This is a genomic window from Hyphomonas oceanitis SCH89, assembly GCF_000685295.1.
Taxonomy (GTDB): Bacteria; Pseudomonadota; Alphaproteobacteria; order Caulobacterales; family Hyphomonadaceae; genus Hyphomonas; species Hyphomonas oceanitis.
Map to the genome: position 1 here is coordinate 1 of NZ_ARYL01000006.1, position 24,554 is coordinate 24,554.

Genomic DNA, 24,554 nt, shown 5'->3' on the forward strand with positions numbered 1-24,554 from the left:
CCAGCGGGGGAGGATAAGGGCTCATGGCGCCCATTGAAGGAAGTTGGCAAGCAGCTGGAGGCCGACGCGCTGGCTCATTTCGGGGTGGAACTGGGTGCCGAAGATGTTGCCCGAGGCGACGGCGCTGGTGAAGGGCACGCCATAGTCTGTCGTCGCGGCGACATGGGCGGGGTCTTCGGGGCTGATCTTGTAGGAATGGGTGAAATAGGCGTGCGGCGCGGGGCCGAGGCCTTCGAGCAGGGGATGGCTGTTGGGCATGTGGAGCTCGTTCCAGCCGACATGCGGGATCGCATGGCCGGGGCCGGGCTCTATGCGGTCGACCACGCCATGGATCCAGCCGAGGCCGCGTGTTTCGCCGTCTTCGAGGCCGAAATCAGCCAGCAGCTGCATGCCGACACAGATGCCGAGGAAGGGCTTCTTGTGCTTGAGGACAGCGGATTCCAGGGCCTCGACGAGACCGGGGCGCGCGTGGAGATTCGCTGCGCAATCGGCGTAATGGCCGACGCCGGGCAGGATCACGCGGGCAGCTTTGGCAATGATTTCAGGGTCGGCGGTTGTCGTGACCTCGATGGCGAGGTCGGCGCGGCGGGCGGCTTCCTTCAGCGCGCCGGCGGCTGAATGGACATTGCCGGAGCCGTAATCGATGAGGGCGACGAGGTTCATGTGGCCGCTCTTACCGCCACGACACGTAATGCGGAAGAGAAGATTCACTTGAATTTCCTTGCGAGCGGATGGTAACTCTATTCCAATAGAGTTACCGGAGGAGACCCAAATGACCGACGCCCACAGGAAACTGTTCGAGCGCGAACTGAACACGCTGCCAGAGGCAAGCGAAGTCAGGGCTCTTGCGGCCGAGGCCAAGGCGGCAAATGGCGAGGCGAGCGAAGCGCTTCGCATGACACTGGCGGCGCGCCTCGCCCATGTTGCCTTCCTCGCGCCTGACCGCGTTGGCGAGATCTATGATGCGCTGGCAGAGGGCTGGATCGGTGAACCTGTCGGGGCCGCGCCGATCCCGACACTGGACGAGCCGCCGCTGAGCGCGCCGGCCGGCCTGTGGGATACGTATTGGGGCATCGTGGAAGACGGTGTGGCGGGCAAGCTGGACGCCCTGTCGGTGACGCAGCGAACCGCGGATCTTGGCGGCGAGCATACCCCCGAATTCGTGGACCGCGTTGTGCGGATGTCGTTCACCTATGAAGGCGTCGAAGAGGTGTCCAAATGGCCGCTGCCGCGTCGCCTCGATCTTGAAGAACTCGGCGCCTGCCCGGAGAATTCGGTGGGACGCCTGTTCTATCACGTGATCGTGGACAATTCCTTCGACCTGGAAGTGCTCGACCGGGATGCGATTGGCCTCTCAAAATTGCCGTCGCCACTGGATTACCTGAATACGCGCATGCTGCAGGCGCATGACCTGTGGCATCTGGTCGGCGGCTACGAGACGACTTCGCTGCATGAAGTGGCGATCTCGGCGTTCCAGATGTCGCAGTTCGGGCACAATTATTCGGCGCAGTTCCTGGCCGTGACGGCGACGATTGCGGCGCAGGGGCCGGGTTTTGGCTATCCGATCCTGATGGACACGATCACCAGCGCCTGGGTGCACGGGCGCCATACGCCGCCGATGATCACGATCGACTGGGAATCGGTGTGGACGGGCACGCTGGAAGAGGTGCGGGCGCAGTTCGGCATTACCGCCTATGAGCGGCCTTACCCGGCGAACCTTGTCGAAATGGCGCAGGCAGCCGCCTAGAGGCTGCCCTTTGTCGAGGCCGGCTTGCCGTCAAGCTTGGCATCCACTGCAATGGCCGTCCGCAATGCGCGGGCGGTCGCCTTGTAACAGCTCTCGATAATGTGGTGGCTGTTCTCGCCGTAGAGATTCTCGACATGGAGGCACATGCCGCCATTGCCCGAGAGCGCGTGGAAGAATTCCTTGAACAGTTCGGTATCCATGTCGCCGACCTTGTCGCGGGCGAAATTGACCTTCCAGATCAAATAGGGGCGCTTGCAGAGATCGAGACTGGCACGGCTCAGCGTCTCGTCCATCGGGATATAGGCGTGGCCAAAGCGCGTGATGCCGGCAAAGTCGCCGAGCGCCTTCAGGATGGCCTGGCCGATGACGATGCCCGTATCCTCGACGGAATGGTGCATGTCGATGTGCAGGTCGCCCTTGCAGCGGACCGTCAGGTCGATGGCCGAATGCTTGGAAAAGCTTTCCAGCATGTGATCGAAGAAGCCGATACCGGTGTCGATATCGGATTGGCCGGTGCCATCAAGGTCGAGGGTGACCGAAATATCGGTTTCCTTGGTCTTGCGGTCGACGGTGGCGGTGCGGTGCTTAATCATGAGGAACCATATAGTGCGCTGTAAACACGACAGCTAGCGCACTTTGTTCACTGATTTCTAAACATATTCACAGAATGTCCGATTTGTACCGGTTCCACCTGGACGCAAGAAGGCGATTCGGCGCTTGAAGAAGAAGAGATTCCTCAGCCGGCTGTTCGGCACGATGACCATTCCCGCCTTTGCGAGTCTGGCCGCCGTGGGCATGGCGCTGGCGATCTTTTTCATGCTTCTGGTGATCGAGCTGACCTATCGCGCGATCTTCCTCGGCGTCCACATTTCGGACCTGCCAAACCCGCCGGTCGTGCTGGTTGTCGAGATCATTGTGGCCCTCGCGGGCGCGGCGGGATCGGCCTATCTGGCGGCCTCCAAGTTTCGCAACTCGCTTGAGCGGTTCAATGACTTTCTCATGGACGCGCGCGCCGACGGGGCGACAGACCTGGAGAGCATGCAGTTTGCCGAGCTGCGCCGGTTGCGCGCCGGTGTGACGCGCACGGTGAGCAAGCTGCGCCGCGAGAATGCGCTCCTGCGCGAGACGGCCTTCATCGATCCGCGCACGGGCCTCGCCAACATGATCGCGATCGACAAGGCGATTTCCGAGACATTGCCGCAGGCGAGCTTCGAGGCGCCGGCCGCGCTGATCGTGCTCGATCTCGACCGGTTCAGCCGGGCCTCGGAACAATTGGGCTCCTACGCGAGCGAAGCGCTGCTGGCGCAGGCCGGTCAGCGCCTTAAGGACGAACTGGCCGGTATCGCCGGGCCCGCTGGCGCTGCTCTGCGCGATGCGACACTCGCTGCGCTGCAGGCGGATGAGTTTGCGGTTTACATGCCGACGGCCGGCAGCCGCGAACATGTGGCAACGATTGCCCGGGCCATACGCCAGGCCTTTGCGGCGCCTTTCGAGCTGAATGGCCAGACGGTGAGCCTTGGCATTTCCGGCGGCATCGTGATGGCGCCCGAGGATGCCGACAGTGCGCAGAAACTGTTCCGGCATGCCGAACTGGCGCTGCGCCTTGTGCGCGAAGAGGCGACGTCCGGCTTCCGTTTCTTCACGCCGCGCCTGACGCGGGTGGCGCGCGGCAAGTACAAGCTGGAGGACGAGCTGCGCGAGGCGGTCGCCAATCGCGAGTTCAAGGCGGTGTTCCAGCCCAAGGTCGATTTCAAGACCGGCAAGGTTGTCGGCGCCGAGGCGCTGGCGCGGTGGCGGCGTCACAATGGAAAAATCATTTCCCCGGCGGCGTTCATTCCGCTGGCGGAGGAAACGGGTTTGATAAGCCAGATTGGCGAACAGATACTCGAAGCCGCCTGTCAGTCTGCTCGTGTGTGGATGAAGGAAGGGCTGGATGTTTCAGTTGCCGTCAACGTGTCGCCGCGCCAGTTCGAGCGCGGCAATTTGACGGATACGGTTATGGATGTGCTGAAGCGCACGGGCCTGCACCCGAACCGGCTGGAGCTGGAGATTACCGAGAGCATGGCCGTGGAGAGCCCCGCCAAGGTGGCCGAGGTGATGGGGCCGCTGCGCATGATGGGCATGAAGCTGGCGATCGACGATTTCGGCACCGGCCACTCGAACCTCTCGATGCTGACGCAATTGCCGTTCGACGTGTTCAAGATCGACCGCCAGTTCGTGTCGGCACTTGAAGGCGACAAGCAGGCGCCTGCGATTGTGGAAATGATCCTTGCCATGGCCGAGACGCTCGGCCTGCAGACGGTGGCAGAAGGTGTGGAAACCGAGCGGCAGGCAGATTTCCTGCGCCGTCGCGGCTGCACGATGGGGCAGGGCTTCCTTTATAGTCCCGGCCTGCCACACGGGGCATTCCTTGATTTCCTGCGGGCGTTCCGGGCCAATCCGCAGCCGCTGGATACCCGCAAGGTCAGCTAGGTGGCCGGGCCTTCGCGGCGGAAAACATTGATGGGATGGTCGCGGTAGAGCGCCTCGCACCAGAATTCATAGCCGCATTTTCCCGCGACACGCCGCGAGGCGAGATTGCCATCGTCGATGATGCAGCCGGCCGGGCCGGGTCGGAATTCATCCAGCCAGTCATGGATCGCGCCGACCGCCTCGCTGCCATATCCCTTGCCCCAGGAGGCACGGTTGAAGGCCCATCCGGCTTCCGGCATGGCCGACATGTCGGGCGTCATGCCGCGCTTGAAGTCAGCAAATCCGGCTTCACCGAGAAATGTGCCGGTCGCTCTTTCTTCGACAATCCAGAAGCCGTAGCCGAGCAGGGGCCACATGCCGCGCGAACGGGCGAGGGTGAACCAGACGTCCTGCGCCGGGCGTGTTGTGCCGCCAATATGGCGAACAACTTCGGCGTCGTTCCACATGGCGACGCATTCGTCGAAATCACTTGCCTGCTGGGCGCGGAGGACAAGACGCTCGGTGATGAGCGTGGGCGGCTCAGTGATCATGCACCTGCTTTCATCTTCGCGAGCATGGCGCCCATCGCAGCATGCACGGTCTGGATGGCCTTCAGGGGACGGACCATGACCTTGAAGTCGGTGATCTTGCCCTGGTCATCCCATTCGATCATGTCGACGCCGTTGACGTTGATACCGTCCATGACGCATTCGAACTCGAGTACGGCCTTGTCATTGCAATCGAAGACGCGGGTGTAGCGGAACGTGTCGCCGCCAAGGGTTTCGCCTGCGGCGAGCAGGTAGGACATGGTGATGGCCTTGCCTTCCTGCGGGGTGTGGACGACCGGGCTGCGGAACACGACATGTTCAGCGAGCTGGCCGGAGAGGCCTGCGGCGGAATGGTCGCCGTCCATCCAGTCGAACCAGCGCTGGAGATAGAGCGTGTAGCCTTTGGTGGGGACGAGATGTTCTGCCATGTGTTTCCTCCTGCGGCGTTTATAAGGCGCAGCCTATTGCGCGGTCACCGGCTTGCCCACAAGGAATTGGTCGGGCGTGTCGAAACAGCTGCCGCGCATGGCGACCCAGCCGCCGGGAAAATCGGGCTCTGTGAAGACGATGTGGATGCGGCCCCAATTATGGCGTGGCTCGCCGGTCCTGGGGTCGGCAATGGCCACGGAGCAGGCATCGCCGACTTCCGATTCGGTCCAGACGCCTTCGAAATAGGTGCGGCCCGTGAAGACGCCGGCCATGCCGGTGAAATAGGCCATGCTGCGGATTTCGGGGTCGCCGGTGGGGAAGGAGAGGACGGCCTCGCCGGTTGTCAGGTCGTCTTCGTAGATCACGTCGCCTACGGGCGTGGACCAGACCTCGTCAGCGATGGCAGGCAGCGCGATGGCGGCGAATGCGAGCGATGCGGCGATTATGGATTTCATGCGCGTGTCCCTCCCGAGGACTTACGGGAGAATCCCGCTGCACCAGCCTAGCACGGCTGGCGCAGCGCAAAAGCCGGAAATCAATCGTTATAGGCGGCTGCGCGTTCCGGGTCCTTGGTGGCGACGAGATCCGCAAGGTCGGCGATGACCTTGGCCTGTTTCCAGGTCGCGTCGTCCTGCATCTTGCCGTCGAGCATGGCGACGCCTGTACCGTCGGGCATGGCTTCGAGGATGCGGCGGGCGAATTTGACCTCGTCCGGATCGGGGCTGAACACGCGCTTGGCGATGTCGATCTGGTTCGGGTGGAGGCTCCACGCGCCGGCGCAACCGAGGAGGAAGGCGTTGCGGAACTGCTGCTCGCAGGCGTCGCCATCGGAAATATCGCCGAACGGGCCGTAGAAGGCATTGATGCCAGCCATGCGGCAGGCGTCGACCATGCGGGCGATTGTGTAGTGCCAGAGGTCCTGCTGGACGCTGGCGCGGGCGCTGCCATCAGCGTGCGGGTCTTCAAGCACGCGGTAGAAGGGATGGCCGCCGCCGACGCGGGTGGTCTTCATCTTGCGGTCGGCGGCAAGGTCTGCCGGGCCGAGGCTGATGCCCTGCATGCGCGGGCTGGCGAGGGCGATTTCCTCGACAAGCGACATGCCCTGCGCGGTTTCGAGAATGGCGTGGAAGAGGATGGGGCGGGTGAGACCGGCCTTGGCTTCGAGCTGGGCGACATATTGGTCAGCGAAATGGATGTCCCATGGGCCTTCGACCTTGGGCAGCATGATGACATCGAGCTGGTGGCCAGCCTTGAGGACGAGTTCGGAAACATCATCCTGGAACCAGGGGGAGTTCAGGGGATTCACGCGGCTCCAGAATCCCGTGCCCTTGCCTTGCCAGTCATACATGTTGGCCATCTCGATGGCGCCGGCGCGGGCGGCATCCTTGGCATCAGCGGGGATGGCGTCTTCAAGGTTGGCGAGGATAACGTCGACCTTGGGCGCCATGTCCGGCACCTTGGCGCGCACCTTGTCGAGGTGGGGCGGGACGAAATGGATCATCCGCTCGATCTTTACGGGCAGGTCCCGCAAGGGTTCGGGGGCGCCAATGGCGAGTGGCTTGAAAAAGTTGCGCGGTGTTTTCTGGCTCATGATCGTCTCCTCAGGCGACCGATGCCTAAGGCCGATGCTGCGACGCGTCAAACCGGAACAAAGCCGCACCTCGGCCATTGATTGCGTGAACACAAACAAAAGGAAATGCCAATGTCCCTCGTGATGATCCTCTTAACCATCTTCCTGCCGCCGGTCGCAGTGGCGGTGAAGCAGGGTATCGGCGTGCAGTTCCTGATCAATATCGTGCTGACGTTGATCGGCTGGTTGCCCGGCGTGATCCACGCTTTCTGGGTCAACTCGCGTGAAGGTTCGGCTGTCGCCTAATCCGATAGATTTCAATAAAAAGCCCGCTTGCAGCGATGCAGGCGGGCTTTTTCATGTGCGAGAGGCTTGAAGCCTACTCAGTGGTGACCGGCACTTCCGCGTTCATGCGGCCTTCGGCACGCCATGCGAGGCGGAAGATAACGGCGGCGAGGAAGGCCGCGCCGACCATGTCCACCACTTCAGCACCCATGATCAAGTATTTGCCCGCATGAAGTTCCGACATGAGCGCCCAGACGGCCGTCGCTGACGTAATCACGGCCAGTTCGGCGAGGAGGATGGTGGGCACAAGGGCTTTGAAGAAGCGGTTCATGATCGGACTCCGGTTATTTCGACAGATATTGGCGCGGCGTGGGGGAATCGCAATGGATTTTATCAGGATGGTCAGCGCCGCGCGAGCGGATGGCTGGTTTCGAGCAATTCGGCGAGCTCATCGGTAAGGACGTGGGTGTAGATCTGGGTCGTCGCGATGTCTGCATGGCCGAGCAGGGTTTGCACACTGCGCAGGTCTGCGCCGCCCTGCAGGAGGTGGGTCGCGTAGGCGTGGCGCAGGGCGTGGGGGTGGACTTTGGCTGCGTTGATGCCTGCGGCAAGGGCGAGATCATCGAGCAACTGGCCGAGGCGGCGGCGGGTGAGATGGCCCTCCTTGCCGCGCGACGGGAAGAGGAAAGGCTCGGCGCGGCCTCGGGCAAGGCTGCCTTCGGGGAGGCTGCCTTCACGCACGGCGAGCCATTCCGATAGCGCCAGCAGGGCCGGGCCACCTAGCGGGCAGAGGCGTTCCTTGCCGCCCTTGCCGCGAATGATGATGTCTTGCGTCACCCAGCGCGTGCCCTTGCGGCGGGGCAGGCTGCCAAGGGTGAGCGAGACGAGTTCGGAGGCGCGCAGGCCCGCGCCATAGAGCAGCTCGACGAGGCATTTGAGCCGGAGGTCTTCACCGCAGGCGTCGATCAGACGCTTCAGTTCCTCACGGGAGAGGACATCGGGCACGTCGCGTGTCGTCTTGGGGCCATCGATCTTGGCGGTCGGGTCGTCCTTGCGGTCGCCTTCCTCGAAGAGGAAGCGAAAAAAGCGCCGGGCGGCGGAGAGTTTGCGGGCGGAAGTGGAGGCGGCCATGCCGCGCGCCGAAAGGTCAGCCTGCCAGGCGGCGAGGTCCTGGCCCGAGGCGGTGGTGAGCTGGCCGCCGCAGAATTCGGATGCGTCGCTGAGATCGCGCGCATAGGCGTCCAGCGTGTTGGCCGCTGCGCCGCGTTCGGCGCTCATCATTTCGAGGAAGGCTTCGATACGGTCGCGGTCTGACATGGGACAAGAATAGAGCGCCTGTGTTAATGACGCCTCTATGCCGTCCGACGGTCAGCCGGGCAGGCGCGCACAAGAACAGGAGATAATGATGGGTGGGACGATCGATTATAATGGACTCGCACTGGACGCGCCGGGGCGCGGCCGGATTTATGGCTCGATCCTGGAAACGGTGGGCAATACGCCGATCGTGCGTGTACCGCGTCTGTCTGAAGAAGAGGGGCTGAAAAGCACCCTCCTGCTGAAGCTCGAATTCTTCAACCCGCTGGCCAGTGTGAAAGACCGTATCGCCGTGGGCATGATCACGCAGATGGAGAAGGACGGGATTATCGGCCCGGGCGCAGTGCTGATTGAGCCGACGTCGGGCAATACGGGCATTGGCCTGGCCATGGTGGCGGCAGCGCGTGGCTATCGCCTGATCCTCACCATGCCGGAATCCATGTCGATCGAACGCCGCAAGATGCTGGCGATCCTTGGCGCTGAACTCCATCTCACACCCAAGGAGAAGGGCATCAAGGGTACGTTCGAGAAGGCGCATGAATTGCTGGAGCAGATTCCGGGTTCGGTGATGCCGAGCCAGTTCGACAATCCGGCCAATCCCGCGATCCATGAGGCGACAACAGCTGAAGAGATCTGGCGCGATACGGGCGGTGCGGTCGATGCCGTGATTGCCGGAGTTGGCACGGGCGGCACGTTCACGGGCAATGCGCGTGTGCTGAAAGCGAAGAAGCCGAGCGTGAAGATGTTTGCGGTGGAGCCGGAAGCGAGCCCTGTCATGTCAGGCGGCGAACCGGGTCCGCATGTGATTCAGGGCATCGGAGCCGGGTTCATTCCGGGCAATATGGATACGAGCCTGATCGACGGGATCGTGAAAGTCTCGAATGAGGATGCGATCGCGACGGCGCGGCGCGTGGCGCGGACAGAAGGCATCCCGGTCGGCATTTCATCCGGCGCGGCGCTGACGGCCGGGCTGGAAGTGGCCAAGCGGGCCGACATGGTTGGCAAGACGATCGTGGTGATCATCCCGTCCTTCGCGGAGCGTTATGTCTCGACCCTCCTGTTTGAAGGCCTTGGCGGATAGGGGCCTATTTCCCGGCTTTCCAGTAGCCTGTTGCCTCGAGCGCGAGTTCAGAGGCGGCATCCTGCGCGCCAATGGCAACGAGGGCGCGGCCCATCAGGGTGAGATCAGCGACATCGAGTTCCGACGGGTCGCCGCCTGTCAGGGCGACGGTGCCGAGGATGGCTTCGCCTGCGGCGCCGGCTTCTGCGGCAGCGAGAATCGCGACGACGGCGCCGGGCTTGTCGGTCTTGCCGGGGGCTTCACTGTCTGACGCCATCAGGGCGCGGGCAGAGGGCGGGGGCGTGATATCGGCCATTGTCCAGAGGGCGAAGAGGCGGGCGGCGGCTTTGCGGTCGGCCTTTGAGGTGGATTCTGTCACGAGGCGGGTGCCAATTTCCTGCGCGTCGCCATTGCCGGCCAGAACGCCAAGGGCGTCGATCATGGCGAAGTCGACGGCGCGGGTTTCCGGGGCGCCGTCAATGTCGGGCACAAGAGTCCAGAGGGTGGCGCCTTCGAAATCGCGGGCGGCGATACTGGCATGGGCGAAGAGGTTGGCGTGCTTCGCGGTCTCTTTGGTGAGGCTGAGGGCCTGAATCTCGGGCAGGAGGACTTTCGAGACCGCGGCAAAACGGGCTGGGTTGGCCGTGGCTTCGGTCAGCGCGGTGGCGACGGCATCGGCACGGCCGTCTTCGGGCATCTCGGTATTGCGCACGGTTGCGATGGCCATTTCGAGCTTTGATTTCGGTTCGAAATCAGGCTCCGCAAAGAGTGTATCGAGCACTTTGCGCCAGTCGGATGTGTCGATGAGGCCGGCTTCGGCGGCAATTGCAGCGGCTTCGGCGCGCACGGGCGCAGGAAGACCGGGGCGGGCGACCATGGCGGCGGCAAGGTCTGGCCGTGTGGTGGAGAGAGGTTTGTCAGGTGGCGTGAGCCCGGCCTTCGAGGAAATGGCGAGCGCAATGCCGCTATCGTAGCGGGCTTCGGGTGGGTTCGGCAGGTCGCCTGAGGCGGCGAAGACGGCGGAGGTGAGCCATTTGTCGTCGACACCCTGGCTGGTCGCCATCTCGATGGCGAGTTCAGCGCCGGCCGTGTTGTCACGCAGCGCGGCGCAGACGGCGCGCAGCATGGCCCAATAGGCGCCGTCGCGGGGCTTGCCACTGTCGGTGCTGCAGGCCTGCGCTTCGTTGCCGAGGGCAAGGTTAAGGTCGGTGGCGATCTCGTCGCTGTCCATGCCGGGCGGCGGCGTGTCGAGGCGCGCCATGAGGGCGGCGGTAGCGCGGGCTTCGCCGAGCTCGAACATGATGCGCGCGCGTTCAGCCAGGAGCGCAGGCGATTCGGTGCCTTGCGGCGCATTGGCAGGCGAAAGCGCCATGCGGCGCATCAGGGTGCGCTCGCCGGGCGTCAGGCCTTGCGTGCGCACATCCTGCATCATGGGCAGCAGGGTGGATGTGTCGGAAGCCTTCCAGAGGGAGGCAGGCAGGGCCGGTTCGCCCGCTTCAAGGAAGCCCATGCCCCAGGGATCGACCATGGCGAGGCCGGATTCCTCGAACTGCGCGCTTGCAGACAGGCAGAAGAGTGCGGCGCCGGCGAAAAGCGCCGGCAATACCTTAGAGGACACCCTCTACCTCCATGCGCACTTCGCCATCGGTCGGCTTGTTCTTTTCGGCCTGCGTGCCGAGCCACCAGATGCCGACAAGGCCCAGAACGACCAGAATGCCGAGAATGATAAGATATTTGCGCATAAGTTTTACACCCCAGGGCCTGATTCACTTTGGCATCGGCCGTTGACCGATTGCTCACACTGTCTCGTCTCTATAGGAATTGTCCTGAATAGTGAATGAAAGCCTGCAATGCCCGCTGATAGCGACAGTCCTGCACAAATATCTGATCCGGTGCCTGCCTATGAGTCCCGGACGATTGCGCTTGTGGGCCTGATGGGGGCGGGCAAATCGACCGTTGGACGGCGGCTGGCCGAGAAGTTGGGGCGCCAGTTCTTTGATAGCGACCATGAGATAGAGAAGGCTGCGGGCCTCTCCGTGGCCGATATCTTCGCGATGCATGGCGAGGCTGACTTTCGCCGGGGCGAGCAGAAAGTGCTGGAACGCCTGCTGGGCGAGGCGCCGCATGTGCTGGCGACCGGCGGCGGCGCCTATATGAATGAAGAGACGCGGGCGCTGTTGCGTGAGAAGGCCGTGACGATCTGGCTGAATGCCGACCTCGAAACGCTGTGGCGCCGGGTGCAGAAGAAGAATACGCGGCCCCTGCTGAAGCGCCCGGATGCCAAGGCTGTGCTGCAGAACCTGTTCACAGAGCGTGAGCCGATCTATGCGCAGGCCGATCTGGTCGTCCACAGCAAGGAGGGGCCGCATGGCTCGACGGTGAATGCTATCCTGAAGGCCCTGAAAACATGGAAACCGGCATGAGCGAGACACTTCCAGCTGCGGAAATCGTTCGCGTCAGCCTTGGCGCGCGCAGCTATGACATCGTGGTGGGCCATGGTGCGCTGTCCATGCTTGGTGCCCGGCTGACGCCGATCCTGAAGCAACCGCGCGTGTTCGTATTGACGGATGAGACCGTGTCGAACCTGCATATGGGCGCGCTGGAGGCGGCGCTGAAGCCTGTGGGCATCCGCTCGCATGTGCTGTCGCTGGTGCCGGGTGAGCGGTCGAAATCCTTCTCGAACCTTGAGCATATCCTCGACTGGCTGCTGAGCACGGGCGCGGATCGCAGCGATGTGCTGGTGGCCTTCGGCGGCGGCGTCATCGGCGATATTGCCGGGCTTGCGGCCAGCCTGATGAAGCGCGGCATGGGTTTTGTGCAGGTGCCGACGACCCTGCTGTCGCAAGTGGACAGTTCGGTGGGCGGCAAGACGGCGGTAAACACGCCGCGCGGCAAGAACATGATTGGCGCGTTTTACCAGCCGCGTCTGGTGATTGCCGATACGGCCTTGTTGGCGAGCCTTCCGGCGCGGGAATTGCGCGCGGGCTATGCCGAAGTGCTGAAATACGGGCTGATCAATGATCCGGCCTTTTTTGACTGGCTGGAAGGCAATGGCGAGGATGTGCTGGCACTGAAGCCGGACGCGATCCAGCAGGCTGTCGCGACCTCGTGCCGGGCCAAGGCGGCGATTGTTGCCGAGGACGAGACCGAGGGCGGCGTTCGGGCGCTGCTGAACCTTGGCCATACATTTGGCCATGCGGTTGAAGCCGCAAATGAATACCGGCCTGACGTATTGCATGGCGAGGCGGTGGCGCTGGGGATGGTTCTGGCGTTCCGTTATGGCGCGGCCGAGGGCATTACGGCGCCAGATGTTGCGGCGAAAGTGGCCCGCGTGATTGGCGCATCCGGCCTGCCTGTCGAATTGGCGCATATGCCCGGCGGGCCCTATGAGGCCAGCCAGCTTGCCGATCTGATGCAGCAGGACAAAAAGGCCCGGGGCGGGCGCGTTCCACTAATTCTGGCGCGCGGCATCGGACAATCCTATATTCACCCGAACGCGGATCTCGCGTCTGTTGCCGCCTTCCTGGCGGGGGAACTGGAAAAGGCGTGAGGAATAGCTTCCTGCTCGTGACATTATGATTATCGGATATATTCTTGCCATTGTGGTTCTGCTTGGCATGTCGGGCTTCTTTTCCGGTTCGGAAACGGCGCTGACGGCGGCATCGCGTGCACGCATGCACCAGCTTGAGAAAGAGGGTGACAAGCGCGCAGCGGCGGTGAACCGGCTGATCGCCGACCGGGAGCGCCTGATCGGCTCGATCCTGCTGGGCAATAACCTCGTCAATATTCTCGCCTCTGTGCTGGCGACATCGCTGTTTACGTTGCTTTTCGGGCAGGGTGGCCTGGCGCTGGTTGCCGCTACCGGCGTGATGACGGTGCTCGTGCTGGTCTTTTCCGAGGTGCTGCCAAAGACTTATGCCATCACCCGGACTGATTCGATGGCGATGGCTGTGGCGCGCCCGATCGGCATTCTTGTGCTGGCGGTGTCGTGGATCGTGCAGCTGATCCAGTTGATCGTGATGACGACGCTGAAGATCCTCGGTCTCGCAACGCCGGCCGATGCGCTGTCAGCCGAAGAGGAAATCCGGGGCGCTATCGACCTGCATGCCTCTGAGGGGGCTGTGAATGCGGCGGACCGGCTGCGTCTCGTTGGCGCGCTGGACCTGAAGGATTTGACGGTCGAGGACGTGATGATCCACCGGCGCAACATCAAGATGCTGAATGCCGACATGGAGCCGCGCCAGATTGTCATGAAGGCACTGGCGAGCCCGCATACGCGACTGCCGCTTTATCGCGGTGAAAAAGAAGAGATTGTTGGCATTCTGCACGCGAAAGACCTGTTGCGGGCTGCGCTGCCGCTGGGCGGGGACCTCTCCTCGCTCGACCTGGAAAGCATTCTTCGCAAGCCATGGTTCGTGCCGGAAACGACGCCCGTGCAGGACCAGCTGGACCTTTTCCTGTCAAAACGCAGCCATTTCGCGCTGGTTGTCGACGAGTATGGCGAGCTGCAGGGCCTGATCACGCTTGAGGATATTCTGGAGGAAATCGTCGGGTCGATCCATGACGAGCATGATGTTGCGGTGCAGGGCGTGCGTCCGCAGCCAGATGGCACGGTGAATGTCGATGGCTGGGTGCCGATCCGCGATCTGAACCGGGCGACAGGCTGGGACCTGCCGGATGAAGAGGCTGTGACTGTTGCCGGACTCGTCATTCACGAGGCGCAGACAATCCCCGAACCGGGACAGAGCTTTGTCTTCCACGGCTATAAATTCAATATATTGAGACGTCAGCGGAATCAGGTGACGGGACTTAATATATCAGAAATTGAAACCGGCTGAGTCAGCTGAATCGTCCGAGGCATAGATCGGATCATTGTTCAGTTCGTTGCAGCCATTGACGTTCAGCCACATCTTTTCGCGTTCAGAGACGATGCTGGCCGAGTCAGGGTCAGGGTCATTCATCGAAATAACCGCATAAGTCGTGCGATAAGACTCGTAGTCGGTCGATACCGGAACAAACACGATTTCGCTGCTGCCGGCGCAGACAGTTGCCTGGATCTGGTGAAGAAGTGGCATGTCGAGATCACCACGCGGTGTCTCGGCGGAAGCCATTCCAGCTGCCATGATGAAGGCCGTACCTAGAACAATTCGTTTCAATAACATCACCCGTACTCCTCGACGGTTCGAGAATGTAACGATTGACTCCAAATGCGGTTCCCTGAGGTGTTAACAAAGATGAATTATGGCATTTTCGCCTGTAAGGAGAGTGCATGTAGACCTGTGTCGAATTCGGTCTGGAGCACCATCATGACGGCGCGCTGGATCTGGACCCGGGACAGGCCTTCAAAGGCGGCAGACGTGATTTCGACGTTAAAATGCGTCTCTCCGCCGGGTGCAGCGCCCGCATGACCGGCATGTCTGGCGCTGTCATCAGTGATTTTTAGGTGCAAAGGCTCAAAAGCCTCTGTCAAAAGGTCACGAATCCGCGATGTTCTGTCACTTGGTTGTGGCATATTTACCTTCGACTCCATATTATGGCCCGCTATGTCAGATTCAGACCCATTCAGCTACCGCGTAAAGTTCACCGATATACGGGTGAAGCCTCCGGCCGAGGAGACGTCAAAGGCCCGTGCCCGCAAGACCCGCGTGTGCGAACATCCCGAATGCGAACTCGAGGGCGCCTTCCCGGCACCCAAGCGAGGTGGCAAGGGCAAGGTATACTTCTGCCAGCAACACATCACCGAATATAACCGCGCCTTCAATTTCTTTGAGGGCATGTCGGAAGCCGAAGCGGCCTCGTTCGCGCGGTCGGAACGGTTTGGTCACAAGCGGACCTGGAAATTCGGCACTGGCCCGATGGCCGGGAAAAAAGCCAAGACCAGCCATGACCCGCGCACGTGGGCCGGCCGGGGCTTCTTCAATGTGGATGATACGGCGAATGCCGAAGGTGGCGGCAGTGGTTCGGGACGTCGCTCGGCGCTGCAAGTGCGCGCGCTGAATGAACTGGACCTTGAGGCAAGTGCCACGCCGACGGAAATCCGCGCGCGCTATGCCGAATACATTCGTCGCTTCCACCCGGATTCGAACAAGGGCGACCGGTCGTCTGAGCACAAGCTGCAACGGGTGATCCGCGCCGGCAAGCTGCTCAAGGCGGGCGGATTGATGAAGGGCTAGGCCGGGACGGTGCACGATCTCCTGGTCATTGGTGGCGGCATTAATGGTGTTGGCATTGCGCGCGACGCGGCCGGGCGCGGCCTGAGTGTTGTCCTGTGCGAGAAAGACGACCTTGCGGCGCATACAAGCTCGGCAAGCACGAAGCTGATTCATGGTGGGCTGCGTTATCTTGAACAGTATGATTTTGCGCTGGTGCGCAAGGCGCTGATCGAGCGGGAAATCCTGCTGCGCGCGGCCCCGCACATCATCTGGCCGATGCGGTTCGTGCTGCCCTATGACAAGGATTTGCGGCCCGCCTGGCTGATCCGGCTGGGCCTCTTCATCTATGACCATCTTGGTGGGCGGAAAATGCTGCCGCCGACAAAGACCTTGCAGCGGAGGAAAACGAATCGGCTGGACCCGCTCAAGGATGAATTCCGGCTGGCTTTCGAATATTCCGATTGCTGGGTGGAAGATTCGCGCCTCGTTGTTCTGAACGCCGTTGATGCGGTTGAGCGCGGCGCTGAAGTGCTGACGCGCACAGCCTGTGTCGCTCTTGTGCGCCATGCCGACCATTGGGAAGCGACGCTTAAAGGTCGGGACGGCGTGAAAACGGTCATGGCACGCGCGGTGGTCAATGCGGCGGGCGGCTGGGTGGATGAAGTGCTTGGGCTGGCCGAACCGGGCGCAAACCAAACGCATCTGCGACTCGTGAAGGGCAGCCACATTATCGTGCGGCGCTGGCATGAGGGCGAGCACGCCTATTTTTTCCAGAATGGCGACGGCCGCATCATGTTTGCCATCCCCTATGAGCGCGGTGAGTTCACGCTGATCGGCACGACCGACGTTCCCTATGAGGCCAACAAGGACAAGGTTGAGATCAGCCAGGACGAGATCGATTATCTCTGCGCTGGCGCCAGCGAATATTACAAGCGCGAGATCAAGCCGAGCGATGTGGTCGCGACCTATTCGGGTGTGCGGCCCCTCTATGATGATCACGCGGCGAATGCGTCCAAGGTGACGCGGGATTATGTGCTGAATTGCGACCGGGAAGGTGGCGCACCGATCCTCTCCGTGTTTGGTGGCAAGATCACGACGTTCCGGGAACTCGCCGAGCATGCGCTGAAAGAGCTTGGCCCTGATTTTCCAGGCATGGGAAAGGTGTGGACCAAATCAGCGAGCCTGCCGGGCGGCGATATTCCGCAGGCGGATTTCGAGGATTTCCTGCGCGGGGCTTCACTCCGAAATGCCTGGATGGAGCAGCGCCTGCTACGGCGTCTGGCACGGGCCTATGGCACGCGGATGGACCGTGTCATCGGCGACGCCAAGACCATGGCGAGCCTTGGCCGGCATTTCGGCGGGGGCCTGTACGAGGCCGAAGTGCGCTATCTGATCGACGCCGAGTTTGCCAGGAGCGCAGACGACATCCTCTGGCGACGCAGCAAGCTGCGCCTGCACCTGACAGAGGCCGAACAGGCGGGCCTTGCCAACTGGTTCGCCGAAGAAGCTGTCGCCTAGACGCGCGGCTTGCCAAGCTGGCGAGCGCCGAAGACGAGAAGCGCGACAAGCACCAATTCGATCACGACCGGCTGGACGATGCCTGCAGGTGGGCCATCGACAACAATACCAATGAAGCGACCGAACACGGCGAGGCCGAAGACAAGGGCCGAGCCGTAGAGCCAGTGCGCCTTGCCGCGAAAGAGCGCGAGGGCGCAGGCGATGAAGTTCACCAGGAAGAAGGCGGCAAGGTCTGCGCGCAGTGAATTGGTGCCGAGTGGATCAAGGCTGGCAAGGCCTAGTACGGCGCCAGCTTTCTCGGGGCTGGCCCAGAAGAGCAGGCCCATGGCGAGTGAAAATAATCCGGCGAGCGTAACGCCCACCCGTGCCAACCAGATCATGTTTGCCTCCCAGCGCGGGCCCTTCTGAATGGCCCGTTTGATGAACTTAGAACATGCCTCAGCGTGAATTGTACAGGCCCTATCGGGCCTCACTCAAGGGCAAGTCAATCTATTGACAGTAATCGTGCCAATAGAATACGTCTAGAAAAAACGGGAGGTTACGAGGTGGAGGTATTACGGACACCTGAGGCGTGTTTCGACGGGCTGAAGGACTATGCCTTTGCGGCGCACTATCATGTCGTGAAGGCAGAGGACGGGACCGAGCTGCGCGTACATTACCTGGATGAGGGGCCGCGCGATGCGCCGATATTGCTCTGCATGCATGGCGAGCCGTCCTGGTCTTACCTTTACCGCAAGATGATCCCGCTCCTGACGGCGGCCGGCTATCGCGTGATCGCGCCGGACCTTGTCGGTTTTGGCAAGTCAGACAAGCCGGCGGCGATGGACGACTATACGTATTCGGCCCATGTCGACTGGATGAACCAGTGGCTGAGAGGGCTCGACCTGAACGGGCTCACGCTTGTCTGCCAGGACTGGGGCGGCCTGATTGGCCTGCGCGTGTTCGGCGACAACCAGGACCGGTTCGACCGGCTGGTGATTGCCAATACAGGCCTGCCGGGAACAAGCATGCTGACGGATGATGTGTCGGCCATGATGGCGCAGATGTTTGCCATGGTGCCTGTGCCGGATGCGGCGATGGTGGGCGAACAGTTCCGCAATGGCGGACCGGGCGCGTTTCTTTACTGGGTAAAATATGCGAGCGAGTCGCCGAGCTTTTCGGTGCGCGATGTTTTCGGGCTGCTGTCGGACATCTCGGATGAGGATGTGCTGGATGGCTACTGTGCGCCATTTCCGGATGACAGCTTCATTGCCGGGGCACGGAAGTTTCCGGCGCTCGTTCCCTTGCTGCCGCAGCACAAGGACGAACGCCTCAAGAATGATGCCGTCTGGAAAGTGCTGGAAACATGCGGAAAGCCGGTGTTGACCGCGTTCAGCGATGGTGACCCTGTGACCAAGGGCGGTGAAGCGCCGTTTATGGCGCGGATACCGGGCGTCAAGAATGTGACGATAGAGGGCGGTGGACATTTCCTGCAGGAAGACGCGCCTGACGCGTTCGCCCGCGAAATTATCGCATTCATGAAAGCGTCCTGAGAGGCTGATTACATGTGGAAGAAACTGGTTCTTGGCGCGCTGGCTATTGTCGTGGTGGCAGGCGGGGTCGCCTTCCTGAACAAGAAGGCGATCATCCTTTATGTGGCGACGCATACGGGCCGGACGGATGTTGCGCCGAATAGGGCGATCGACTGGGACCAGGGACCGGCGGTGGCGAGCGAGACGGCGGCAGAGCGCCCACCGAATATCATCTTCATCCTTGTCGATGATCTTGGCATCAATGACCTCAGCACGTTTGGTGGCGGGGTCGCCGGTGGCCGAGTGCCGACACCGAACATCGACAAGCTGGCCGCTGATGGCGCCCTGTTCACGCAGGCCTATGCGGGCAATGGTACCTGTGCGCCTTCCCGCGCGATGCTGATGACGGGTCGCTATCCGACACGGACAGGATTCGAGTTCACTCCGACGCCGCCGGGCATGGGCCGGATCGTCTCCATGTTTGCCAACGACATGGATCGCGGCGCGCTGCCGGCTGTCGACTATAATCGCGACGGCGCCGATGACGCTGTGCCCTTTGCGGAAATGGGCTTGCCGGGCCAGGAAGTGACGATTGCTGAAGTGCTGAAGGACAAGGGCTATCACACGGTCCATATCGGCAAGTGGCATCTCGGCCGGAGCGCGGAATCAAATCCGAACGCGCAGGGCTTTGACGAGAGCCTGCTGATGGCGAGCGGGCTTTTCTTGCCGGAAGACGACCCTGATGTAGTGAATGCGAAACTCGACTTTGACCCGATCGATAAGTTCCTCTGGGCGAGGATGCAGTTTGCCGCATCTTTCAATATGGGCGACTGGTTTAAACCGGGCGGCTATCTCACCGATTACTGGACGGACGAAAGCCTGAAAGTGATCGAGGCCAACAAGAACCGCCCTTTCTTCCTGTATCTCGCACATTGGGGCGTTCACACGCCGCTGCAGGCGACGAGGGCAGACTATGAGGCCGTGGGCGATATCGAGCCAGAGCGGCTGCGCGTCTATGCGGCCATGTTACACGCGTTGGACCGTAGCGTCGGCGAGATAATGGCGAAGCTGGAAGAAGAGGGCCTCGCGGACAATACGATGATTGTGTTTTCAAGCGATAATGGCGGGGCTGGCTATATCGGCCTGCCTGAAATCAACCAGCCCTATCGCGGCTGGAAGATCACGCTGTTTGAAGGCGGTATCCGTGTACCGATGTTCCTGAAGTGGCCTGCGAGGATTGCTGCGGGTACGCAGGTCGACACCCCTGTGGCGCATATTGATGTCATGCCGACGCTGGCGGCCGCTGCGGGCGCGAGCCTGCCGGAAGGCGTGGAGATCGATGGACGGGACATGCTGCCTGTAGCGACCGGGACGGGCACGATTTCACACCCTGATGACGCCCTGTTCTGGCAGAGCGGCTATTATCATGTGGTGCGAGCGGGTGACTGGAAGCTGCAGGTCGACGGGCGGCAGGAGAAGAACTGGCTGTTCGATCTGGCCACTGACCCGACCGAGCAGGACAATCTGGCAGACAGTCGCCCGGACAAGCTGGCGGAGTTGCAGGGCCTGCTGGACAAGCACCATTCCGGCGCCGTTGCGCCGCTCTATCCGTATACGATTGAATCGCCCATTGCGATCGACAAGACCGAAGCGGACAGGGTTGAGCCGGGCGACGAATATGTCTGGTGGCCGAACTGATCGATCATTCGGTTGCGGGCGGAATGTCTTTCGCGATGCGGAAGCCGATATGGATGGATGAGAAATCCGTATCCTGCGGCTGCCGCGCGGCGGGGCGGTAGCGGCGGCAGAAATTGTCGGCGCAGAGATAAGAGCCGCCCTTGAGCGTATGGGATCCGGCGGCATAGGGCGTGTCGGTCCACTCCCAGACATTGCCAATCATGTCATAGAGACCGGCCTTGTCTGGTGGGAAACAACCGACAGGCGCAGCGCCGGCAAAGCCGTCGGCCTGCGTATTCGCGACGGGGAAGATACCCTGCCACGTATTGGCGACCGGGTGATCTTCGCCGTCATAGGCGCCTGATTGGGAATCCATCGGATCAGGCAGGCCGCGGGTCGCCGCATATTCCCATTCGACTTCCGTCGGCAAACGTCCGCCCGCCCAGCTGGCATAGGCGGCGGCATCGTGCTCTGACACATGTACGACCGGCCAGGCGCCTTTGTCCGTGAGGGAGGAGCCTGGACCGGCAGGGGATCTCCATGTGGCTCCTGGCACGAGTCGCCATGGGTCTATGCGCGCCGATGCGCCATCGGGTAGGTCGAATACAGCGGACCCGGCTTCAGGCCCGCCGGCGGCTGCGCTTTTCTCGGCGTCTGTGACATAGCCCGTGGCGTTAACAAAGGCGGCAAACTGGTCATTGGTGACCTCGTGTACCTGAAGGGCAAAGGGGGCGACATGAAGGGCAAGTGTCGGCGCCTCTTCATTGTAGACGGGACTGGCGCCCTTGGTGAAGCTCCCGCCGGGAACGTCCACAAATTGGCCGATGGATGATGGGGGGAGCCCGCAGGTCACTTCGGACGTCGTGGCCTGTTTATCCCCGCCGCAGGCTGCAGTGAGGAAGATCACGAGCAGCGGAGCGCGCCTGATCATTCCCGGATCAGGCGCTCGACCATCAGCATCATCACGCGCGTCGCGTCTTGCTGCGAGAGGTTCTGGTCCTGTCGCATGCGGCGCCAGGTATGGAAGCCGGTCGCAACATCGAGGGCATCCAGAAGCCCGGCCTCGGCGAGGATCTCCGCTGGCAGGATGGCTTTCAGGGTCTGGCGCTCGAACATGATGCCACGCCGGTATTCATCCATCAGGAAGCGGGACTGGAACCGCCGCAGGTTGGCCGACACCCGCACGGGAAATATCCGCTCGAAGACATCCGACCGCCGCTTGACGAGTTCGCTCAGCCGTTCCCGCCAGTCACTTGAGGCATAGGGCGCCAGCACGATCGGCATGACTTCCGTCTGTATCTGCTCTGCCATTTCGCCGAACAGGCTGTCCATATCCTCAAAGTGCCGGAACACGGTGCGCTGACCGACGGCGGCCCGTTCGGCGACCCGCGCCGCGCTCGGGTTCATGTCGCCTTCGCGGATGAGACCGAACAGGGCGTCGATGATCTGGCTGCGGCTACGCTCGCTGCGGAGCCGGCGCCCGTCAGAGGAATCCTCGGTGGATTGCGGGGCCGGGAAGGGCGTGACTTTTGGTGTGCTCATTTGAAGCCGTCGTGTTGTGTGATCGCGTCACTGTCAACTGGCAGACTGAACACCATGCCGTCTTCCGAGACAGTTATTTTTCCCTTGAAGATGTTTTTTGCGTCCCGGACGAAAAGCGCGTTGAGAAGGTGCGACGGAAGCGGCGGGATCGTATGATAGAAGACCAGCTGCCGAGCGCCGGCTTCGGTGGCAGAGCGCGCTGCATCTGACGGCGTGGCATGATAGGTGAGGATATCATCCAGGATCTGCGGGATGCCCTGCACATTGTGGGCGACAGCGGCCTCATGCATCACCCCCACCATTTCAGGGTCGAGCGCCTCATGGAAAAGCACCTCGACGCCTTTGGATGCGCCAACCAGATTCGGGCTGTAGATCGTATCGCCGCTAAAGGCCACGGAGCGGCCCTTATAGTCGATACGGTAACCGAAGGCGGGTTCGACAGGCGCGTGACTGACGGCGAAGGCGGTGATCTTCAGGCCATCCTCGTCGAGCACTACCGCCTGAGACCCAGGACCTGCCGGCAGGGTAATGGTTTCGCCTACGCCGCCGCGTCCCGCAGGGTTTGCGATGTCCAATCCATGGTGCGCCGTGCGGAACGTGCCGTCGATACGATAGGCGGCATTGAAGCCATCAACGACTTCATCGACGCCGCGCGGGCCCGACACGGGAAGGGGCTCATCGCGCCCGCCATTCACCCAGACCTGCATCAGCAGTTCGCCCAGGCCGTCCATATGGTCGGAGTGAAGATGGGTCAGGTAGACGCGCTCGGTTTTTCCGAGCGGAAAGCCCATGCGGTTCAGATTACGAGAACCACCTGAGCCGGCATCAAAAACGAATGCACGTTTGCCGGCGAGAACGGCAAGGCAGGGTCCGGCACGCATCGGGTCGGGCATGGGCGTTCCCGCACCGCAGACGAAGACATGCAGGCCGTCGGGCAGGGTTTCGCTGGCATCTCGGCCGACATTCTCCCCGACGGCCTGCTTGAACGCGGCCATGGCGATCTGCGTCTTGAAGACCTGGAATCCAATAAGGGCGATGAGCAGCAGCCCGGCGAGGCCTGCGGCAGTCCGAAGGAACCATTTCATGATGCAGCCCCTTCGCCAGCGGTCAGTGCTGCAAGGAAAGGTGAGTCTCCGCCGTTCTGCGGGGCGACGGTCTCGATATTGAGCTGGCCCTTCAGGCCTGCCGCGCGGTGAACGGAAATCTCGCGCCATTCATCGGACAGTGACATGCGGACCATGCTGGCGCGGTCAGGATACATGGCGATGGCAATCTCGTCCCAGAGCTCCTCGACCTGACCAAGCGCCAGGAAAGTCACGTCGCCAGCAAACAGGCCCCGTCCGCCAAACTTGGGCAGCAGGTCCGTCACGGCTCGGCCATAGATCATGTAGGCATCGCGACCGGACAGGTCGGTGGCGCGACCATCCTCATAGTCTGCCTTGTCCTTGAACTTGAGCAGGTTGACCATGAAGATCGGACCATCTGGTCCTTTCTCCATCATGGCCATGATCCGCGCCGGATCCGTTGGCAGCACTTCATTGGTAACCTGCATCGCGTCGTCCTCCCTGATGGGTCAGCTCTCCGGCTGCCTCAATTCTTCTTCGATCACCCAGAGCCGGTCCTGGCCCCACGTAATAATATTGCCTGCACGGAAGCTCGGGACGCCCCAGATGCCGAGATCCATCATCTCGGCGCGGTTGGCTTCCGCCTCCGCGCGCCAGTCATCATTGTCGATGACGTCGCGCGCTTGAGCCCAGTCGAGCCCTGCGGTTTCGACGATTTGCTGCATGCCCTTGTCGGAGCCTGCATCTATTCCGCGTGACCAGACGCCTTCGAGAAAGGTGTGGCAGAATTCAAAACCGAGTCCCTGTTCCCGCGCCCATGGTATCAGTGAGTAGCCGCGTTCCACGGGGCGCCCGACAGGGTCAGCGATGCGACCGAAGGGGATGCCAAGCCGGTGGGCTTCGCGGGCCGTGTCCTGTGTGATGTAGCGGCTCTTCATCTTGGGAACCGGCAGGCCGCGCATGACCATGGGCAGGACAAAGCGCAGTTTCAGCTCTGTTCCATAGGCATTGGCGAGGGCCTTGGCACGTTTCGCGGCGGCGTAAGTGTAGGGGCTCCGAAATGACAGGTAGAAGTCGAAGTGCGTGTAGCTCGTCGGGGTATTGCCGGTCGGATGGGCCGGGACAACAGGCGGGGCATAGATTGGCCCGGTTCCGTGGCCCGGACGACGGGCCCCGAGTTCGGTGAGGCGTGCTTCCAGATAGTGAAGGCGGTCGATGCCCCAATACCATTCGCCGCCATAGTAGAACATGGCGCCGAGATAGTGGCCGAGGGCTTCGCGTCTTGCATCGCCGATGCCGGTGCGCACATCGGTTGGCGTTGTCGGCAGGCCGTGCTCACCGGTTTCGAGGCCGGCCTTGCGAGCGAGGCGTTCGGCATCGATGATTGCGTATGCTTCGAGGCGCTCGCGTTCCGGGGCAGCCCAGTCCGGTGGTGCGCCAACGCGATTGAGCCGCAGCTCGATATCATATCGCTCGACAAGTTGTCCGAGGACCTGGGCTGCGAGATGCGAGTAGGGGTCGTCGGCCTGATGGAAGTATTCGACGATGTGGGGCAGCTTGCGGGCGCGGCGCTCGCGCTCAACCTCGGCGCGCTTCTTATTTAGCCGCTCCTCGCCCGTAAGCTTTTCTGCGACCCGTGAGACAAAGGCTGTTTTTAACGACATGGGATCTGCTCGCGTTGTGCAG

At 61.9% G+C, this 24,554-nt stretch carries 29 protein-coding genes; 11 read left to right on the forward strand and 18 right to left on the reverse strand.

The genetic code is table 11. The features are described 5' to 3' along the window. Window positions 1-21: 21 nt before the first annotated feature. Window positions 22-663: an imidazole glycerol phosphate synthase subunit HisH gene (gene hisH, locus HOC_RS05435; protein WP_035536539.1), complete on the reverse strand. Its 642-nt coding sequence runs from the start codon at window positions 661-663 to the stop codon at window positions 22-24. A 109-nt stretch (window positions 664-772) separates the two neighbouring features. Here hisH and HOC_RS05440 point away from each other — a divergent pair, with 109 nt between their 5' ends. Next, window positions 773-1,747 (forward strand): Coq4 family protein, encoded by a 975-nt coding sequence (locus tag HOC_RS05440; protein WP_035536541.1) that lies wholly within the window; start codon window positions 773-775, stop codon window positions 1,745-1,747. Here HOC_RS05440 and hisB read toward each other — a convergent pair. Further along, window positions 1,744-2,340, reverse strand: coding sequence for an imidazoleglycerol-phosphate dehydratase HisB (gene hisB / locus HOC_RS05445; protein ID WP_035536544.1), 597 nt, complete (start codon window positions 2,338-2,340; stop codon window positions 1,744-1,746). The genes HOC_RS05440 and hisB overlap by 4 nt on opposite strands. Before the next feature lie 124 nt (window positions 2,341-2,464). Between hisB and HOC_RS05450 the strand changes: the two genes are divergently transcribed. Further along, entirely contained in the window at window positions 2,465-4,219 is a 1,755-nt protein-coding gene (locus HOC_RS05450) for a putative bifunctional diguanylate cyclase/phosphodiesterase (protein ID WP_051624560.1), read from the forward strand. Here HOC_RS05450 and HOC_RS05455 read toward each other — a convergent pair. From HOC_RS05455 to HOC_RS05470, 4 genes are all read right to left on the reverse strand, one after another. Further along, window positions 4,216-4,749, reverse strand: coding sequence for a GNAT family N-acetyltransferase (locus tag HOC_RS05455; protein WP_035536552.1), 534 nt, complete (start codon window positions 4,747-4,749; stop codon window positions 4,216-4,218). The two genes, HOC_RS05450 and HOC_RS05455, sit on opposite strands and share 4 nt — an antisense overlap. Continuing rightward, complete coding sequence (locus tag HOC_RS05460) at window positions 4,746-5,174, reverse strand: nuclear transport factor 2 family protein (RefSeq protein ID WP_035536554.1); 429 nt, start codon at window positions 5,172-5,174, stop codon at window positions 4,746-4,748. The genes HOC_RS05455 and HOC_RS05460 overlap by 4 nt, the downstream gene beginning before the upstream one ends. Before the next feature lie 33 nt (window positions 5,175-5,207). Next, a complete protein-coding gene (locus tag HOC_RS05465) occupies window positions 5,208-5,630 on the reverse strand; it encodes a hypothetical protein (protein WP_035536556.1) in 423 nt (140 codons plus the stop codon). Window positions 5,631-5,710: 80 nt separating this feature from the next. Next, window positions 5,711-6,766 (reverse strand): HpcH/HpaI aldolase/citrate lyase family protein, encoded by a 1,056-nt coding sequence (locus HOC_RS05470; protein ID WP_035536558.1) that lies wholly within the window; start codon window positions 6,764-6,766, stop codon window positions 5,711-5,713. 111 nt (window positions 6,767-6,877) lie between these two features. Here HOC_RS05470 and HOC_RS21705 point away from each other — a divergent pair, with 111 nt between their 5' ends. Then, entirely contained in the window at window positions 6,878-7,051 is a 174-nt protein-coding gene (locus HOC_RS21705; protein WP_081812161.1) for a YqaE/Pmp3 family membrane protein, read from the forward strand. Between the two features lie 73 nt (window positions 7,052-7,124). On the opposite strand, the gene HOC_RS05475 is transcribed toward HOC_RS21705, so the two are convergent. Further along, entirely contained in the window at window positions 7,125-7,361 is a 237-nt protein-coding gene (locus HOC_RS05475; protein ID WP_035536560.1) for a hypothetical protein, read from the reverse strand. 71 nt (window positions 7,362-7,432) lie between these two features. Then, on the reverse strand, window positions 7,433-8,347 hold the full coding sequence (locus HOC_RS05480; RefSeq protein WP_035536562.1) for a tyrosine recombinase: 915 nt from the start codon (window positions 8,345-8,347) through the stop codon (window positions 7,433-7,435). Between the two features lie 88 nt (window positions 8,348-8,435). Here HOC_RS05480 and cysK point away from each other — a divergent pair, with 88 nt between their 5' ends. Then, on the forward strand, window positions 8,436-9,425 hold the full coding sequence (gene cysK, locus HOC_RS05485) for a cysteine synthase A (protein WP_035536564.1): 990 nt from the start codon (window positions 8,436-8,438) through the stop codon (window positions 9,423-9,425). Window positions 9,426-9,429: 4 nt separating this feature from the next. Here the strand turns inward: cysK and HOC_RS05490 are convergent, their stop codons facing one another. Both HOC_RS05490 and HOC_RS22640 read right to left on the reverse strand, forming a co-directional pair. Beyond that, a complete protein-coding gene (locus HOC_RS05490; protein ID WP_156950389.1) occupies window positions 9,430-11,022 on the reverse strand; it encodes a hypothetical protein in 1,593 nt (530 codons plus the stop codon). After that, window positions 11,012-11,146 (reverse strand): YdgA family protein, encoded by a 135-nt coding sequence (locus HOC_RS22640; protein ID WP_162174807.1) that lies wholly within the window; start codon window positions 11,144-11,146, stop codon window positions 11,012-11,014. Before HOC_RS22640 ends, HOC_RS05490 begins: the two co-directional genes overlap by 11 nt. Window positions 11,147-11,254: 108 nt before the next feature. Here HOC_RS22640 and HOC_RS05495 point away from each other — a divergent pair, with 108 nt between their 5' ends. Genes HOC_RS05495 through HOC_RS05505 form a run of 3 tightly spaced genes read left to right on the forward strand, consistent with a single transcriptional unit; the run spans window position 11,255 to window position 14,242 of the window. Next, on the forward strand, window positions 11,255-11,827 hold the full coding sequence (locus HOC_RS05495) for a shikimate kinase (protein ID WP_035536570.1): 573 nt from the start codon (window positions 11,255-11,257) through the stop codon (window positions 11,825-11,827). After that, complete coding sequence (gene aroB, locus HOC_RS05500; protein ID WP_035536714.1) at window positions 11,824-12,954, forward strand: 3-dehydroquinate synthase; 1,131 nt, start codon at window positions 11,824-11,826, stop codon at window positions 12,952-12,954. Before HOC_RS05495 ends, aroB begins: the two co-directional genes overlap by 4 nt. A 25-nt stretch (window positions 12,955-12,979) precedes the next feature. Continuing rightward, the gene (locus tag HOC_RS05505) at window positions 12,980-14,242 is read left to right on the forward strand and encodes an HlyC/CorC family transporter (protein ID WP_035536571.1); all 1,263 of its coding nucleotides are present in this window, start codon (window positions 12,980-12,982) and stop codon (window positions 14,240-14,242) included. On the opposite strand, the gene HOC_RS05510 is transcribed toward HOC_RS05505, so the two are convergent. Both HOC_RS05510 and HOC_RS05515 read right to left on the reverse strand, forming a co-directional pair. Further along, window positions 14,222-14,566, reverse strand: coding sequence for a hypothetical protein (locus HOC_RS05510; RefSeq protein WP_156950390.1), 345 nt, complete (start codon window positions 14,564-14,566; stop codon window positions 14,222-14,224). The genes HOC_RS05505 and HOC_RS05510 overlap by 21 nt on opposite strands. A gap of 77 nt (window positions 14,567-14,643) precedes the next feature. After that, a complete protein-coding gene (locus HOC_RS05515; RefSeq protein ID WP_241766910.1) occupies window positions 14,644-14,934 on the reverse strand; it encodes a BolA family protein in 291 nt (96 codons plus the stop codon). A 13-nt stretch (window positions 14,935-14,947) separates the two neighbouring features. On the opposite strand from HOC_RS05515, the gene HOC_RS05520 reads away from it, so the two are divergent. After that, the gene (locus HOC_RS05520; protein WP_035536576.1) at window positions 14,948-15,577 is read left to right on the forward strand and encodes a J domain-containing protein; all 630 of its coding nucleotides are present in this window, start codon (window positions 14,948-14,950) and stop codon (window positions 15,575-15,577) included. Window positions 15,578-15,586: 9 nt separating this feature from the next. Then, window positions 15,587-17,074: a glycerol-3-phosphate dehydrogenase gene (locus HOC_RS05525; RefSeq protein WP_035536579.1), complete on the forward strand. Its 1,488-nt coding sequence runs from the start codon at window positions 15,587-15,589 to the stop codon at window positions 17,072-17,074. On the opposite strand, the gene HOC_RS05530 is transcribed toward HOC_RS05525, so the two are convergent. After that, entirely contained in the window at window positions 17,071-17,454 is a 384-nt protein-coding gene (locus HOC_RS05530) for a DUF4345 family protein (RefSeq protein ID WP_035536581.1), read from the reverse strand. The two genes, HOC_RS05525 and HOC_RS05530, sit on opposite strands and share 4 nt — an antisense overlap. 165 nt (window positions 17,455-17,619) lie before the next feature. Between HOC_RS05530 and HOC_RS05535 the strand changes: the two genes are divergently transcribed. Together HOC_RS05535 and HOC_RS05540 are read left to right on the forward strand one after the other, a co-directional pair. Continuing rightward, window positions 17,620-18,606 (forward strand): haloalkane dehalogenase, encoded by a 987-nt coding sequence (locus HOC_RS05535; RefSeq protein ID WP_035536584.1) that lies wholly within the window; start codon window positions 17,620-17,622, stop codon window positions 18,604-18,606. Between the two features lie 12 nt (window positions 18,607-18,618). Further along, complete coding sequence (locus tag HOC_RS05540) at window positions 18,619-20,283, forward strand: sulfatase (protein WP_035536587.1); 1,665 nt, start codon at window positions 18,619-18,621, stop codon at window positions 20,281-20,283. A 4-nt stretch (window positions 20,284-20,287) separates the two neighbouring features. Here the strand turns inward: HOC_RS05540 and HOC_RS05545 are convergent, their stop codons facing one another. The 5 genes from HOC_RS05545 to HOC_RS05565 are packed head-to-tail and all read right to left on the reverse strand — an operon-like array spanning window position 20,288 to window position 24,532. After that, window positions 20,288-21,193 (reverse strand): formylglycine-generating enzyme family protein, encoded by a 906-nt coding sequence (locus tag HOC_RS05545; RefSeq protein ID WP_084146149.1) that lies wholly within the window; start codon window positions 21,191-21,193, stop codon window positions 20,288-20,290. Then, complete coding sequence (locus HOC_RS05550) at window positions 21,190-21,804, reverse strand: TetR family transcriptional regulator (protein ID WP_035536590.1); 615 nt, start codon at window positions 21,802-21,804, stop codon at window positions 21,190-21,192. Before HOC_RS05550 ends, HOC_RS05545 begins: the two co-directional genes overlap by 4 nt. Further along, window positions 21,801-22,889: an MBL fold metallo-hydrolase gene (locus HOC_RS05555; RefSeq protein ID WP_035536592.1), complete on the reverse strand. Its 1,089-nt coding sequence runs from the start codon at window positions 22,887-22,889 to the stop codon at window positions 21,801-21,803. The genes HOC_RS05550 and HOC_RS05555 overlap by 4 nt, the downstream gene beginning before the upstream one ends. After that, complete coding sequence (locus HOC_RS05560) at window positions 22,886-23,356, reverse strand: DUF1330 domain-containing protein (RefSeq protein ID WP_051624561.1); 471 nt, start codon at window positions 23,354-23,356, stop codon at window positions 22,886-22,888. Before HOC_RS05560 ends, HOC_RS05555 begins: the two co-directional genes overlap by 4 nt. Before the next feature lie 21 nt (window positions 23,357-23,377). Continuing rightward, a complete protein-coding gene (locus HOC_RS05565) occupies window positions 23,378-24,532 on the reverse strand; it encodes a DsbA family protein (protein ID WP_035536595.1) in 1,155 nt (384 codons plus the stop codon). Window positions 24,533-24,554 lie beyond the last annotated feature (22 nt).

Bases quoted from the DNA above. Each gene is read 5' to 3' on its own strand.
- HOC_RS05480 (WP_035536562.1), bottom strand. From the start codon at position 8,347: ATGTCAGACCGCGACCGTATCGAAGCCTTCCTCGAAATGATGAGCGCC.
- HOC_RS05550 (WP_035536590.1), bottom strand. From the start codon at position 21,804: ATGAGCACACCAAAAGTCACGCCCTTCCCGGCCCCGCAATCCACCGAG.
- aroB (WP_035536714.1), top strand. From the start codon at position 11,824: ATGAGCGAGACACTTCCAGCTGCGGAAATCGTTCGCGTCAGCCTTGGC.
- hisH (WP_035536539.1), bottom strand. From the start codon at position 663: ATGAACCTCGTCGCCCTCATCGATTACGGCTCCGGCAATGTCCATTCA.
- HOC_RS21705 (WP_081812161.1), top strand. From the start codon at position 6,878: ATGTCCCTCGTGATGATCCTCTTAACCATCTTCCTGCCGCCGGTCGCA.
- HOC_RS05505 (WP_035536571.1), top strand. From the start codon at position 12,980: ATGATTATCGGATATATTCTTGCCATTGTGGTTCTGCTTGGCATGTCG.
- HOC_RS05495 (WP_035536570.1), top strand. From the start codon at position 11,255: ATGCCCGCTGATAGCGACAGTCCTGCACAAATATCTGATCCGGTGCCT.
- HOC_RS05460 (WP_035536554.1), bottom strand. From the start codon at position 5,174: ATGGCAGAACATCTCGTCCCCACCAAAGGCTACACGCTCTATCTCCAG.
- HOC_RS05545 (WP_084146149.1), bottom strand. From the start codon at position 21,193: ATGATCAGGCGCGCTCCGCTGCTCGTGATCTTCCTCACTGCAGCCTGC.
- HOC_RS05555 (WP_035536592.1), bottom strand. From the start codon at position 22,889: ATGAAATGGTTCCTTCGGACTGCCGCAGGCCTCGCCGGGCTGCTGCTC.
- HOC_RS05440 (WP_035536541.1), top strand. From the start codon at position 773: ATGACCGACGCCCACAGGAAACTGTTCGAGCGCGAACTGAACACGCTG.
- HOC_RS05475 (WP_035536560.1), bottom strand. From the start codon at position 7,361: ATGAACCGCTTCTTCAAAGCCCTTGTGCCCACCATCCTCCTCGCCGAA.
- hisB (WP_035536544.1), bottom strand. From the start codon at position 2,340: ATGATTAAGCACCGCACCGCCACCGTCGACCGCAAGACCAAGGAAACC.
- HOC_RS05515 (WP_241766910.1), bottom strand. From the start codon at position 14,934: ATGGAGTCGAAGGTAAATATGCCACAACCAAGTGACAGAACATCGCGG.
- HOC_RS05520 (WP_035536576.1), top strand. From the start codon at position 14,948: ATGTCAGATTCAGACCCATTCAGCTACCGCGTAAAGTTCACCGATATA.
- HOC_RS05540 (WP_035536587.1), top strand. From the start codon at position 18,619: ATGTGGAAGAAACTGGTTCTTGGCGCGCTGGCTATTGTCGTGGTGGCA.
- HOC_RS05510 (WP_156950390.1), bottom strand. From the start codon at position 14,566: ATGTTATTGAAACGAATTGTTCTAGGTACGGCCTTCATCATGGCAGCT.
- HOC_RS05470 (WP_035536558.1), bottom strand. From the start codon at position 6,766: ATGAGCCAGAAAACACCGCGCAACTTTTTCAAGCCACTCGCCATTGGC.
- HOC_RS05530 (WP_035536581.1), bottom strand. From the start codon at position 17,454: ATGATCTGGTTGGCACGGGTGGGCGTTACGCTCGCCGGATTATTTTCA.
- HOC_RS05565 (WP_035536595.1), bottom strand. From the start codon at position 24,532: ATGTCGTTAAAAACAGCCTTTGTCTCACGGGTCGCAGAAAAGCTTACG.
- HOC_RS05560 (WP_051624561.1), bottom strand. From the start codon at position 23,356: ATGCAGGTTACCAATGAAGTGCTGCCAACGGATCCGGCGCGGATCATG.
- HOC_RS22640 (WP_162174807.1), bottom strand. From the start codon at position 11,146: ATGCGCAAATATCTTATCATTCTCGGCATTCTGGTCGTTCTGGGCCTT.
- cysK (WP_035536564.1), top strand. From the start codon at position 8,436: ATGGGTGGGACGATCGATTATAATGGACTCGCACTGGACGCGCCGGGG.
- HOC_RS05455 (WP_035536552.1), bottom strand. From the start codon at position 4,749: ATGATCACTGAGCCGCCCACGCTCATCACCGAGCGTCTTGTCCTCCGC.
- HOC_RS05465 (WP_035536556.1), bottom strand. From the start codon at position 5,630: ATGAAATCCATAATCGCCGCATCGCTCGCATTCGCCGCCATCGCGCTG.